Raw genomic sequence first — 12,515 nt, forward strand, 5'->3', positions numbered from 1 at the left:
GGGTTTGTGTTTGTGTGGGGCCCTCCCTGGCCCTACCCACGTGAAATTTCGGGCTCCTGGCCTCGACTCTACAGAACGAAGAAGGGCGGCCTTTCGGCCGCCCTTCCATCGTTTTATTTCTTCTCGATGGCCGACTCGACCACCATGTCCAGCACGTACGCCTGCGACGGCGCATCGGCCGGCGGGTTCTTCACTTCGTAGCGCTTCACGCGCACCACGTTGCGCACGCCGTCCTCGTGGGTGTAACCCTCGATGTTGCCGTAGAAGTTCTCGAACTTGCCCGGCTCACCCTGCTTCAGGCCCTTGTCGTCGAACTTCACTTCACGCACCTGCAGGCACTGGTAGTCCGGGATCAGCGGGTGCGAGCACTTCTCGGTCTTGGCGGCCACTTCCAGGAATACGGTTTCGCCGGCGCCGCCGTAGCGGGTTTCAGCGGTCGGTTCCGGGTTGAACACCAGCACGTCGCCCTTCGCGTTGGTCAGGGTCAGCTTGCCATCGGCATCCTGCTCGGCCTTCAGCTCGCCCTGCAGGCGGCTCGACACGGCCTCGTCCAGCGCCATCAGCGCCTTGTCGGTGCAGGCCATCATGGTCGAGGCCATCGCACTGACCGTCAGCTTGCCGTCGGCCAGGGTGTAGCCGCCACCCATGTGGTTGCAGGCGTTGCTGACCGACAGGCGGCCATCCGCGAAGTCCAGGGTGACCGGCTTGTCTTCGCGGGCGAACAGTGCGTCGATGCGCTTGCCGTCGGCGGCGGTGGCCTGCTGCAGCAGCCAGTGCTGGCTCTGCAGGCGCTGCGCGTCCAGGTGCGCCAGCGTCTGCTGGTCTGCTGCCTTGGCCGCGGCCGGGGCCACGTCGTCGCCGCCGGTGCCGGCCGGGGCCGGGGTCTGGCTGCAGGCGGCCAGCAGGGCCAGCGGGAGGAGCAGGGTGAGCTTGCGGTTCATGGTGATTCTCCTTGGGGAACCGTGGGGGAAACGGGGTGGGGCCGGCAACGGGGTTACCGTGCCCCGGCGCTGTTCAGCTGCCGGACGGCAACCACAGCAGCAGCGCGGCGCCCAGCGCGATGCGGTAAAGCGCGAACGCGGTGAATTTGTGCGATTTGATGTAGCCCATCAGCCACTTCACTACGACGAAGCCGGTGACGGCCGCGGCAAGGAAGGCCACGCCCACCTCGGTCCAGTTCTCGCTGCCCAGCTGTCCGGCCTTGGCCATTTCCAGGAAGGTGTAGGCGCTGGCGGCGAACATGGTGGGAATGCCGACCAGGAACACGAACTCGGCGGCGGCCGCGCGGCGGCTCAGGCCCAGCAGCATGGCCAGGAAGATCGCCGAGGCCGAACGCGAGGTGCCGGGGAACACGCCGGCCACCACCTGTGCCAGGCCGACGCCGATCGCCACGGTCCAGGTCACCTGGTCGCGGTCGGGCAGGCGTGCGGTGTAGGCCTCCACCAGCAGCATCCAGATGCCACCGATGATCAGTGCCCAGGCCACCGGGCTGACCGTCTCGGGCAGCGACCAGCCGGCTTTGCGCACCACCAGGCCGACCACGGCGGTGACCAGGAAGGCCGCGCCCAGCTTGAATACGTACTCGCGGTTCTCGCGCTGCCCGAAGCCGGTGGCCAGCTGCAGCAGGCGCTGGCGGAACACCAGTACCACCGCCACGATCGCGCCGGCCTGGATGACGATGTTGAAGAAGTCCGAACGGGCACCCAGCCAGTGCTGGGCGATGAGCAGGTGGCCGGTGCTGGAGATCGGCAGGAACTCGGTCAAGCCTTCGAGGATGCCCAGCAGCAGGGCGGAGAGCAGGTCGGACATGGACGGTGCGGGCACGCGCGGCAGGAAGGAAGAAGGTCGAGAGGATAGACGATCACTGCCGCACCAAACGGGTGCGTCCGCTGTCGGCTGCACCCATTTGGTGCGCACGGTTCTGCACCGCTGCGGGGCGGCCTTTTTGAAATCAATGACTTGCAGCCTGCGAAAAGTTGGCACGGTCGTTGCTGTACCTCAGCAGGCATTCATCCCCATCCGAGGTCGTACCGATGTCCGTGGAAAACGTTGAGAAGCTGATCAAGGACAACCAGATCGAGTTCGTCGACCTGCGCTTTGTCGACATGCGTGGTGTCGAGCAGCACGTGACCTTCCCGGTCAGCATCGTCGAGCCGTCGCTGTTCGAAGAAGGCAAGATGTTCGATGGCAGCTCGATCGCCGGCTGGAAGGGCATCGCCGAATCGGACATGGTGCTGCTGCCGGATACCGCCAGCGCCTACGTCGACCCGTTCTACGCCGATCCGACCATCGTGATCAGCTGCGACATCCTCGACCCGGCCACCATGCAGCCGTATGGCCGTTGCCCGCGCGGCATCGCCAAGCGCGCCGAGGCCTACCTGAAGTCCTCCGGCATCGCCGAAACCGCGTTCTTCGGCCCGGAGCCGGAATTCTTCATCTTCGATTCGGTCCGCTTCGCCAATGAAATGGGCCACACCTTCTTCCAGGTCGACTCGGAAGAAGCGGCGTGGAACAGCGGCGCCAAGTACGACGGCGCCAACAGCGGCTACCGTCCGGGCGTGAAGGGCGGTTACTTCCCGGTGCCGCCGACCGACACCCTGCACGACCTGCGCGCCGAGATGTGCAAGACCCTGGAACAGGTCGGCATCGAAGTTGAAGTGCAGCACCACGAAGTGGCCACCGCCGGCCAGTGCGAGATCGGCACCAAGTTCAGCACCCTGGTGCAGAAGGCCGACGAACTGCTGCGCATGAAGTACGTGATCAAGAACGTCGCGCACCGCAACGGCAAGACCGTCACCTTCATGCCCAAGCCGATCGTCGGCGACAACGGCAGCGGCATGCACGTGCACCAGTCGCTGTCCAAGGGCGGCACCAACCTGTTCTCCGGTGACGGCTACGGTGGCCTGAGCCAGCTGGCGCTGTGGTACATCGGCGGCATCTTCAAGCATGCCAAGGCCATCAACGCCTTCGCCAACTCGGGCACCAACAGCTACAAGCGCCTGGTGCCGGGCTACGAAGCACCGGTAATGCTGGCCTACTCGGCCCGCAACCGTTCGGCTTCGTGCCGCATTCCGTGGGTGTCCAACCCGAAGGCACGCCGCATCGAAATGCGCTTCCCGGATCCGATCCAGTCCGGCTACCTCACCTTCACCGCGCTGATGATGGCCGGCCTGGACGGCATCAAGAACCAGATCGACCCGGGCGCACCGAGCGACAAGGACCTGTACGACCTGCCGCCGGAAGAAGAGAAGCTGATCCCGCAGGTCTGCTCCTCGCTGGACCAGGCGCTGGAAGCGCTGGACAAGGACCGCGAGTTCCTGAAGGCCGGCGGCGTGATGAGCGATGACTTCATCGACGGCTACATCGCGCTGAAAATGCAGGAAGTGACCAAGTTCCGCGCGGCCACCCACCCGCTGGAATACCAGCTGTACTACGCCAGCTGACCGGTGGCGATGGCGGTGGGCTTCCCCCTCCCACCCGCCGCCATCGCTTCCGTCTTCGCGGCTGGGGAGCCGCAGGGCGGGCCCCGGTCCGCCGTGGTAGAGCGGACCCCGACCCGCCGTGGTAGAGCGGGCCGCTGGCCCGCTGCAGTAGAGCGGACTGTTAGTCCGCTGAAACAGGGGCAAGAGAGACCGGATACGCGACCAGGGCCGCCCTCCCTCCCGCGTCGGTCGTGCAAGGAGAGAGGCACGGCCGTCCCGGCCCTGTACGTGTCCGGTGCAACAGCCACGGCCATCATCCTGATGGCCGCTGGTTGCCTGATGCCAACGCGCGCTGGCGCGCTGGCCCCATCCACCCTCGGGACATGCGCATGAAACTGATCTCCGCCATCATCCGGCCGTTCAAGCTCGACGAGGTCCGCGAGGCCCTCTCCGACGCAGGCGTGTCGGGCATCACCGTGACCGAAGTGAAAGGCTTCGGCCGCCAGAAGGGCCACACCGAGCTGTATCGCGGCGCCGAGTACGTCGTCGACTTCCTGCCCAAGATCAAGATCGAAACCGTGGTCACCGACGAGCGTGCCGACGCGGTGATCGAAGCGATCCAGTCGTCGGCAGGCACCGGCAAGATCGGTGACGGCAAGATCTTCGTCACCGCCGTCGAACAGGTCATCCGCATCCGCACCGGCGAAATCGGTGCCGACGCGCTGTAACCCCTTTCCGGAGACTCCCCCATGAAGATGCGCCTTCTCACCGGGTGGCAAGCCCGGTTCCACTTCGTGTGCCTGTTGATGCTGCTCAGCGCGCTGGCCGCCGGTGCGTGGCCGGGCAGTGCCCACGCTCAGGCCCAGATCTCGCCGCTGCCGAGCGAAAGCGTGGCGGTCGAACCGCTGCAGGACCCGGTCGCTGCGGCCGCCGCACCGGCCGCGGCTGAAGCCGCCGCGACCTACGACCATGGCGACGTGGCCTGGATGCTGACGTCCACCCTGCTGGTGCTGCTGATGGTGGTGCCGGGCCTGGCCTTGTTCTACGGCGGCCTGGTGCGTTCGAAGAACGTGCTGTCGGTGCTCAGCCAGATCCTGGTGGTGTTCTCGCTGGTGCTGCTGCTGTGGGTGGCCTATGGCTACAGCGCGGTGTTCAGCACGGGCAACCCGTTCTTCGGCTCGTTCACCGAATTCGCCTTCCTCAAGGGCTTCACTCCGGAGTCGGTCGGCAACACCCCGATCAAGGGCCTGCCGGACTACCTGTTCGTCGCCTTCCAGTCGACGTTTGCTGGCATCACCACCGCGCTGATCGTCGGCGCGTTCGCCGAGCGCATCAAGTTCCGTGCGGTGCTGCTGTTCTCGGCGCTGTGGTTCACCCTCAGCTACATCCCGATGGCGCACATCGTCTGGGGTGGCGGCTACCTGGGTGAGATGGGCGCGATCGATTTCGCCGGTGGCACCGTGGTCCACATCAACGCCGGTGTGGCCGGTCTGGTCGCCGCGTGGTTCGTCGGCAAGCGCCTGGGCTATGGCCAGACCGCGCTGAAGCCGCACAACGTGCCGTTTACCTATATCGGCGCGATGCTGCTGTGGGTCGGCTGGTTCGGCTTCAACGCGGGTTCCGCCGCTGCCGCCGATGCCGTCGCCTCGCTGGCCTTCCTCAATACCGTGCTGGCCACGGCCGCTGCCGTACTCGGTTGGACGCTGGTGGAAGCGATCAGCAAGGGCAAGCCGTCGGCACTGGGCGCGGCCTCGGGCGCAGTCGCCGGCCTGGTCGGCATCACGCCGGCCTGCGGCACCGTCGGCCCGCTCGGCGCGATCATCATCGGCTTCGTCGCCGGCGTGGTCTGCGTGTGGGGCGTGACCGGTTTGAAGCGCCTGCTGAAGGTGGACGACACCGCCGACGTGTTCGGTGTGCATGGTGTCGGCGGCATCGTCGGCGCGATTCTCACCGGTGTGTTCAGTGCGCAGTCGCTGGGCGGCACCAAGGCCGATCTGGATATCGCCCATCAGGTCTGGGTGCAGGTGGTCAGCGTCGGCTTGACCGTGGTCTGGTCGGCGGTAGTGACCACGCTGATCCTGCTGGTGGTGCGCAGCGTGGTCGGCCTGCGCGTGACCGAGGAAGCAGAGCGCACCGGCCTGGATGTGACCTCGCACGGCGAGTCGGCATACGAGGCCTGAGGTAACGGCGAGCGGCCCTGCGGGGTCGCCTGCCGCCGCCATGGTGGGTGCCGACCGTTGGTCGGCACTTCTACTGTTCTGGTGGGTGCCAAGCTTGCTTGGCACTGGGTCTGGGTCTGCTCTGGTGGGTGCCGACCGTTGGTCGGCACAGCGGCTAGCCCATCCACGCATGGCGTGGATCTACTGCATCCTCTCTGGTGGGTGCCGACCACTTGGTCGGCACGGCAGCATGCATCATCGCGCCTGATCGCGCACAATCGGGCCATGCACCCGATCCGCACCGCCCTGATGCTCTCGGCCTGCCTGCTGCTGGCCGCCTGTGCCTCCGCGCCGCAGGAAACCCGCAACCCGCTCGCCACCTGGGTGCCGTCACCCAACCAGAACGCGCGCACGCCCGTCATCATCGTCATCCATCACACCGAGCAGAAGTCAGTGCAGCAGAGCCTGCGTACGTTGCGCACGGCCAACAGCGGTGGACCGGTCAGCGCGCACTACCTGATCGGTGCCGATGGCCATCGCTATCAGCTGGTTGCCGATGAGCGCCGCGCCTGGCACGCCGGCGCCGGGCGTTGGGGCACCATCACCGACCTCAACTCGGCATCGATCGGCATCGAGCTCGACAACGATGGCCGCAGCCCGTTCAGTGCGGCGCAGATCGAATCGCTGATCGTGCTGCTGCGCGATCTCACCGCCCGCCTGAACATTCCGCCGCGGCAGGTGATTGGCCACGCCGACCTGGCGCCGACGCGCAAGCAGGATCCGAGCCGGTTCTTCCCGTGGCAGCAGCTGGCCGAGGCCGGTTTCGGCGTCTGGCCGCGCGCGGCCGACGGTGCGGCACCGGAAGGCTTTGACGCGTGGAGTGCGCTGGCCCGCTTCGGCTATCCGCTCGACAACCGGGACGCCACCGTCGCAGCCTTCCACCGCCGTTTCCGTGGCCGCGACGACCTGCCGAAGACACTGGATGCCGAAGACGCCCGCATCCTGCATTCCCTGCTGCTGCAGACGCCGTGAACCATGCCTGGCGCGTTCGCTCCATGCCGTTCCCGCTCCCCGGTAGTGCCAGACCATGCCTGGCATCCTCTGGCGATCACCCCAGACCCAGCGCATCGCGTAGCGCCACGATGTGCGCGCGGCCAACAACCAGCTCGCTACCGTCGCTCAGCACCAGCCAGTAGCGGCTGCCGGAACCCGCATGCAACGTACGCACGTGCCGCAGGTTGACCAGGTGCGATCGATGGCAGCGGACGAAATCCTGAGGCAGTACCGAGGCCAGTGCAGTCAGGGATTTGTCATGCAGCTCGCTGCGGCCATCGCGCATGCGCACCTGGCTGTAGTCGCCATCTGCCGCGATCCACATCACCTCCGAGAGCTCGACGGTTGCCGTTCCCTGCGCACGCCAGATGCCCAGGTAGCGTGCCCGGCCTGAACGCATACCGCTGGTATCGAACAAGCGTTCCAGCGCCTGACCAAGGCGTTCGCGCGAAAAGGGCTTGGGAACGAAGTCGAGTACACCGTGTTCAAATGCCTGCAGCGCACGATCACGGTGGGCCGACACCACTACGCACTGGTAGCGGCCGGCTACCGCACGCCGCAGCAGTTCGAAGCCGTCCTCGCCCCCAAGGTTGAGGTCCAGCAGCAGGCCGTCGTAGACATTGCGCTGCAGGCGGTCGCCGGCTGCCTCCAGATCGGCCACGGCATCGAAGCGTGCGCGCGTTCCTGCCAGCTCGGCGCACAGCCGCTGCAGGCGTTGGCGTACCAGCGGTTCGTCTTCAACGATCAGGATGCGCATGTCAGTTCGATCCGTCCGCACCATTGGTTGCCGTCGATGCCTTGCACGAAGCTCCATCCGCCGGGGCTGGCGGCCGCCAGACTGGCTTCGATGTAGCGCGTGCCCGTGCCGCGACCGCGATGCGAGGACGAGCCGTGCGCGCTGTGCAGTTCCAGCACCCAACGTCCACCGCCGCGCTGCACGCGCAGACGGAACGGGTGCTGCACGCATGCCAGCGCACCGGCGTGCGTCAGTGCGTTCTCCACCTGTGCATGCAGGATGCCGGGCGGCAGCAACAGCGGCGCATCCTCGCCATCCACGTCCAGCACCAGGGGCTGGCCCAGTGCCTGGCCAACGATGTCCAGATGGCTGCGGCACAGGGCCAGCTCGTCCTGCAACGGAATGCTCTGCCGGCTGCTGCTGTCACGCAGCCGATCGAACTGATCGGCCAATGACTCCACCAGGCGGCTGGCACGCGAAGGTGCCTGCTCGATCAGTTCCTGCAGACTTGTGAGGGTGTTCATCAGCCAATGTGGCTGGATGCCTCGCTGCAACAGCTGCAATGAAAGCCGTGCGCGCTCTTCACGCAGCAACGCGTTGTGCCGGTCCAGTGCCTGCAGCTGTGCCGCATGACGCAGCAGCAGGAACACCATCAGCACCGCCAGCAGCAGGAAGTACGGCCCATCAAGGAAGGCGCCGCGCGCGACCAGCAACGCCAGCAGGCCGGCCAGCAGCAGGACCAGGATCGGCCATCGATCCTCTGTGTCGCTGCGCGCACGCAACAGCAGCCACACTGAAGCGTGCAGGCTCAACAACAGCACCGTGGCCGAGCGGGTGTCAAAGCCAGGCAGGACGAAGGCGAGCACCACGATCACGGACAGATAGACGAAGCACGCGACACGCGGCACCGTTACCTGGAACCGCCGCGCCAGATAGGCTGGCAGCAGTGCCGCCGCGGCTACGTGCAACGCCAGCAGTGCAATCAGGCGCGGGCCATGCCACGGGTAGTCATACCCCAGCAGGGAGCGCCACGCTTCCACTGCAGGCAACGCCAGTCCCACCACGCCCAGTGCCAGCAGAAGGCGCGTGCCGGGCGTGCGGGTCTGGCCACGCAGTACTGCCAGGAAATACAGGCTCGCTGCCGCCAGTGCGCCGATGGCGAAGGCCGCAACCAGCCATGGCAGGATGATCTGGCCATACAGCACAGCAGCGGGCGCGATCAGTGCCATCGCGTCGGCGCCATGCAGGGTGAAATGTTGTCGCTGGCTGGATGCAAGCACGACCAGCTCATCGGTGGCATTGCCAGAAGCGGGGGGAAGCACGTGGACAAGGTCGATGCGTCCTGGTTGTTCTTCTTCAGCGGTGCGGCCCACGACGCCATTGCTGATCCAGGGCGTGCCGTTCCAGTACAGCTGGCTGGCAGCGCGCAGCGACAGCCGCAACGTGCGGTCATGATCGTCGGTGCCGGTTGGCGCCGGCACCTGCCAGCGCAGCCAGTACGGGCCGCGCCACTGCGCCAGCTGCTGCTGATCCAGCGGACGCCAGGCCAGGTCCTGCGGCGGCCGCGCAGGCAGGGGGCTGGATGCCCCGGCGTCCGCAGGTGCCATCTGCGCCCCCTGCACGAACACCACGCCGGCGGGTGGCGTCGACACGACCAGCCATGCGGCCACCGCCGCAAGCAGCAGAGCAAGAACAGCCAGGGTACGTGGGATCTGCATGGCGGCCATCGTATCGGTTGCGTGGAGCCATTGGACCGCCTTTTGGAGACGTTCGGCAGGCGGGTGCCCCCACAGCCCTGTGATCGAGCCGATGCTGACCGCGCACGTCCCTCCTTTGGAGCCCACCATGAGCCGCAACGCCTGCACATCGTCCAGCAGTCTCCATCCTCGTCGCTCTGCCCTGGTCGCCACGGTGGCCACGTTCTGTCTGGCGCTCGCTGCGGCCATGCCGGCGCAGGCCACGCCTAGGGCATTGGTGTTCGAGCCGTACACGCTGCAGACCAGAGCACATGGCGCCATCCCTGCAGAGATCGCCGTGCTGGAAGTGCCGCGCCGACACAGCGAGCCAGACGGACCGCGCATGGGGCTGAAGGTGGTACGCCTGCGTGCAACCGGTGGCAATGGCCGCAGCGCCCCCGTGGTTTATCTGGCCGGTGGCCCGGGTGGTTCCGGCATCGATACCGCGCGCGGCCCGCGCTGGCCGGTGTTCGACCAGGTCCGACGCGAAGCCGACGTGCTGCTGCTCGACCAGCGAGGTGCCGGTCTGTCTGAACCACCGCCGGAGTGTCCGCATGAAACCCGCTTCGACGATGGCCAACCACTGCAGCGCGATGCGGCCCTGGCCGCATTGCAGGCGACGGCTGCCAAGTGCGTGGAATTCTGGCGTCAGGCTGGCGTCGATCTGGGCGCCTATACGACCGCCGAGAGTGCCGATGACCTGGATGATCTGCGGCGCGCACTGGGTGTGCCCAGGATCAGCTTGTGGGGCATGAGCTACGGCACCCACCTGGCGCTTGCGACGGTGCGCCTGCACGGCAAAGATCTGGAACGCGTCGTGCTGATGGGCACCGAAGGCCCCGATGACACACTGAAGCTGCCGCTCAGCAGCGATGCGCTGCTACAGGAACTGACGCCACTGGCCCGCAGGGACGGCTTCGACGATCTGGCCGGATCGGCAAAGCGCGTGCTGCAGGCATTGCGTGAGCAGCCGCGACAGGGTCGCAGCCGCATGCATGACGGTCGCCAGGTGACCATCGGTGAATTCGATGCGCAGATCCTGATTGCCAATGCTCTTGGCCAGCGACATACCCAGCAGTGGCTGCCGTTGATACTCCGCGAGGCCGAGCGCGGCAACTACGACCCGCTGGCCGATCTGGTGCTGATCGTGCGCGCACAGTTCGCCCAGTACCCGGCGATGGGGCTGGCCATGGACGTGGCTTCCGGGCAGAGCCCGCAGCGCCTGGCGCGGGTGGAAGCGCAGGCACGCGAAAGCCTGTTCGGCGACGCCCTGAACTTCCCGTTCCCCGCCATCGGCAACGGCCTGGGTCTGGCCGATCTGGGCGAATCCTTCCGCGGGCCGCTGCGCAGCGACGTGCCGGTGCTGTTCATCAGCGGCACGCTGGATGGGCGCACGCCACCGGCCAACGCCGATGCGCTGCGTCCAGGCTTCAGCCATGGCCGCTCGCTGCTGGTGCGCAACGCCAGCCATCACCACGAGCTGTGGACCGGCAATCCTGCCATTGCCCGCAGCATCGTCGACTTCCTGGCCGGTCGCATCGTGAACGATGCCGAGCTGGACGTACCGCCGCCGGTGTTCGCCACCAGCAACAGTGGCCTGCTGGGCAGTGGCGGACGCTGAAGGGAGAGCGTGGTGCCGGGCACCCGGCGCGTCCGGCACCGTGCTGTTTCCTCTACATTGGGGCAATGAAAGACATCATTGCCCCCCTGAACCGCACGAGCTTGGGCCTTGTTGCGCTGGCTGTGCTCGCCGGCTGCTCCACCACCGCTCCCCGCACCGGAACCGAAGTGCCGACGCCGGTCACGCCGCCCGCTGCCACCTATGCCAAGGCCGCATGGAGTGCACTGCCACCGGTCTCCGACAGCGACCTGCAGGCCGGTTTCGTCGCCTGGCGCAGCAGCTGCACCCGCCTGAAGAACGATGCGGTCTGGGCCAAACCCTGCGCCACCGCCGCGACGGTTTCGGACAAGGACCCGGCGGCGATCCGCCAGTTCCTGCAGCGCGATTTGGATGTCTATGCATTGCGTGCCGGCGGCCACCAGGCCGACGGGCTGATTACCGGCTACTACGAGCCGATCTACCCCGGCAGCCTCACCCGCACGGCTGCTGCCACTGTACCGGTGTACGGCACGCCCGATGATCTGGTGGTGGTGCAGCTGGACAGCGTCTACCCGGAACTGAAGGGCAAGCGCCTGCGCGGGCGCGTCGAGGGCAAGGTGCTCAAGCCCTATGACGACGCCGGCACCATCGCGGCCAAGGGCGCCAAGGCGCCGGTACTGGCCTGGCTGACCGACCCGATGGACCTGCAGCTGCTGCAGATCCAGGGGTCGGGCCGGGTGCGCCTGGGCGACGGCACGCAGGTACGGCTGGCCTATGCCGAGCAGAACGGCCACCCCTACCGCGCGATCGGTCGCTGGCTGGTCGACCAGGGCCAGCTGAAGAAGGAAGACGTCACCATGGATGCGATCCGCGCCTGGGCCCGGGCCAATCCCGCGCGCGTGCCGGAACTGCTGCGCAGCAACCCCAGCTACGTGTTCTTCGTGCGCAACCCGGACAGCCCGGAAGGCCCGCGTGGTTCACTGAACGTGCCGCTCACCGCTGGTTACAGCGTGGCGGTGGATCGCACCGTGGTGCCGCTGGGCAGCCTGCTGTGGCTGTCCACCACGCGCCCGGACGGCACCCCGGTGGTGCGCCCGGTGGCCGCGCAGGACACCGGCGGCGCCATTGCCGGCGAAGTGCGCGCGGACCTGTACTGGGGCAGTGGCGATGCCGCAGGCAAGCTGGCCGGCGACATGAAGCAGAAGGGCAACATCTGGATGCTGTGGCCGAAGGGCGTGGCGTTGCCTGCGTCGGCCCGGTGAAGCACTCACCTGCGCGCTGCGAGGTCGGGCGATAATGGCGCCATTCCGAACTTTCCGACCGCGCATGCGGCCAGGACCTCTGCAATGACCTACGCAAAGCACAACGCAAAACCCGGCGCGAAATCCGCCGCGAAGAAGTACTACAAGCACTGGGCCGAATCGGGCCTGGGCAAGGGCAACGTGCTGATGGAAGCCCGTGGCGAGAAGATCGTGCGCCAGGTGGAGATCTACGGCACCAAGATGGTCTGGGCCGACGAGCACGCCCACAGCGATGACCGCTTCCTGCTGGCCGACCAGCCGGTGTCGTTCCTGGATTTCGACGAAGACGACGAAATCTCCGCGCGCGAATTCGAAAGTGCCTGGAAGAAGGCCCGGGAAGCTACCGGCTACCCGGTGTAAGCCACCGCTCCACCCCGTTTTTGTAGAGTCGAGCCATGCTTGTATGTTCCTCCCGGCTCCTACGAGGTATGTAGGAGCCAGGGTGGAGGGACCGTCAAGCATGCATCTGCGGATACTAGCCGACAGACGAGTCGAGCGATCCCCATCC

General features: G+C 66.7%; 11 protein-coding genes. 7 read left to right on the forward strand and 4 right to left on the reverse strand.

Going from position 1 to position 12,515, the window contains the following annotated elements:
* Nucleotides 1-113 precede the first annotated feature (113 nt).
* Together ABE423_RS19230 and ABE423_RS19235 are read right to left on the reverse strand one after the other, a co-directional pair.
* Nucleotides 114-941, reverse strand: coding sequence for an META and DUF4377 domain-containing protein (locus ABE423_RS19230; RefSeq protein ID WP_012509681.1), 828 nt, complete (start codon nt 939-941; stop codon nt 114-116).
* Nucleotides 942-1,014: 73 nt separating this feature from the next.
* Complete coding sequence (locus ABE423_RS19235) at nt 1,015-1,809, reverse strand: undecaprenyl-diphosphate phosphatase (RefSeq protein WP_012509682.1); 795 nt, start codon at nt 1,807-1,809, stop codon at nt 1,015-1,017.
* Nucleotides 1,810-2,033: 224 nt separating this feature from the next.
* Here ABE423_RS19235 and glnA point away from each other — a divergent pair, with 224 nt between their 5' ends.
* The 4 genes from glnA to ABE423_RS19255 all read left to right on the forward strand — a co-directional run bounded on the left by glnA (nt 2,034) and on the right by ABE423_RS19255 (nt 6,613).
* Entirely contained in the window at nt 2,034-3,443 is a 1,410-nt protein-coding gene (glnA, locus tag ABE423_RS19240) for a type I glutamate--ammonia ligase (RefSeq protein WP_004153533.1), read from the forward strand.
* A 368-nt stretch (nt 3,444-3,811) separates the two neighbouring features.
* The gene (locus ABE423_RS19245) at nt 3,812-4,150 is read left to right on the forward strand and encodes a P-II family nitrogen regulator (RefSeq protein WP_004134334.1); all 339 of its coding nucleotides are present in this window, start codon (nt 3,812-3,814) and stop codon (nt 4,148-4,150) included.
* Between the two features lie 21 nt (nt 4,151-4,171).
* Nucleotides 4,172-5,602: an ammonium transporter gene (gene amt / locus ABE423_RS19250; protein ID WP_346487192.1), complete on the forward strand. Its 1,431-nt coding sequence runs from the start codon at nt 4,172-4,174 to the stop codon at nt 5,600-5,602.
* A 264-nt stretch (nt 5,603-5,866) separates the two neighbouring features.
* Nucleotides 5,867-6,613: an N-acetylmuramoyl-L-alanine amidase gene (locus ABE423_RS19255; RefSeq protein WP_125893050.1), complete on the forward strand. Its 747-nt coding sequence runs from the start codon at nt 5,867-5,869 to the stop codon at nt 6,611-6,613.
* A gap of 76 nt (nt 6,614-6,689) precedes the next feature.
* Here the strand turns inward: ABE423_RS19255 and ABE423_RS19260 are convergent, their stop codons facing one another.
* The gene (locus ABE423_RS19260) at nt 6,690-7,391 is read right to left on the reverse strand and encodes a LytTR family DNA-binding domain-containing protein (RefSeq protein ID WP_346487194.1); all 702 of its coding nucleotides are present in this window, start codon (nt 7,389-7,391) and stop codon (nt 6,690-6,692) included.
* A complete protein-coding gene (locus tag ABE423_RS19265) occupies nt 7,379-9,088 on the reverse strand; it encodes a histidine kinase (RefSeq protein ID WP_346487196.1) in 1,710 nt (569 codons plus the stop codon). The genes ABE423_RS19260 and ABE423_RS19265 overlap by 13 nt, the downstream gene beginning before the upstream one ends.
* Before the next feature lie 127 nt (nt 9,089-9,215).
* Here ABE423_RS19265 and ABE423_RS19270 point away from each other — a divergent pair, with 127 nt between their 5' ends.
* From ABE423_RS19270 to ABE423_RS19280, 3 genes are all read left to right on the forward strand, one after another.
* Nucleotides 9,216-10,727, forward strand: coding sequence for an alpha/beta fold hydrolase (locus tag ABE423_RS19270; RefSeq protein WP_164080638.1), 1,512 nt, complete (start codon nt 9,216-9,218; stop codon nt 10,725-10,727).
* Between the two features lie 65 nt (nt 10,728-10,792).
* Entirely contained in the window at nt 10,793-11,968 is a 1,176-nt protein-coding gene (locus ABE423_RS19275; RefSeq protein ID WP_346487198.1) for an MltA domain-containing protein, read from the forward strand.
* Between the two features lie 84 nt (nt 11,969-12,052).
* Nucleotides 12,053-12,367 (forward strand): hypothetical protein, encoded by a 315-nt coding sequence (locus tag ABE423_RS19280; protein ID WP_032130155.1) that lies wholly within the window; start codon nt 12,053-12,055, stop codon nt 12,365-12,367.
* The last annotated feature ends 148 nt before the right edge of the window (nt 12,368-12,515 follow it).

The organism is Stenotrophomonas sp. TWI1409 (assembly GCF_039673015.1).
Taxonomy (GTDB): Bacteria; Pseudomonadota; Gammaproteobacteria; order Xanthomonadales; family Xanthomonadaceae; genus Stenotrophomonas; species Stenotrophomonas maltophilia_A.

Bases quoted from the DNA above. Each gene is read 5' to 3' on its own strand.
- ABE423_RS19230 (WP_012509681.1), bottom strand. From the start codon at position 941: ATGAACCGCAAGCTCACCCTGCTCCTCCCGCTGGCCCTGCTGGCCGCC.
- ABE423_RS19235 (WP_012509682.1), bottom strand. From the start codon at position 1,809: ATGTCCGACCTGCTCTCCGCCCTGCTGCTGGGCATCCTCGAAGGCTTG.
- glnA (WP_004153533.1), top strand. From the start codon at position 2,034: ATGTCCGTGGAAAACGTTGAGAAGCTGATCAAGGACAACCAGATCGAG.
- ABE423_RS19245 (WP_004134334.1), top strand. From the start codon at position 3,812: ATGAAACTGATCTCCGCCATCATCCGGCCGTTCAAGCTCGACGAGGTC.
- amt (WP_346487192.1), top strand. From the start codon at position 4,172: ATGAAGATGCGCCTTCTCACCGGGTGGCAAGCCCGGTTCCACTTCGTG.
- ABE423_RS19255 (WP_125893050.1), top strand. From the start codon at position 5,867: ATGCACCCGATCCGCACCGCCCTGATGCTCTCGGCCTGCCTGCTGCTG.
- ABE423_RS19260 (WP_346487194.1), bottom strand. From the start codon at position 7,391: ATGCGCATCCTGATCGTTGAAGACGAACCGCTGGTACGCCAACGCCTG.
- ABE423_RS19265 (WP_346487196.1), bottom strand. From the start codon at position 9,088: ATGCAGATCCCACGTACCCTGGCTGTTCTTGCTCTGCTGCTTGCGGCG.
- ABE423_RS19270 (WP_164080638.1), top strand. From the start codon at position 9,216: ATGAGCCGCAACGCCTGCACATCGTCCAGCAGTCTCCATCCTCGTCGC.
- ABE423_RS19275 (WP_346487198.1), top strand. From the start codon at position 10,793: ATGAAAGACATCATTGCCCCCCTGAACCGCACGAGCTTGGGCCTTGTT.
- ABE423_RS19280 (WP_032130155.1), top strand. From the start codon at position 12,053: ATGACCTACGCAAAGCACAACGCAAAACCCGGCGCGAAATCCGCCGCG.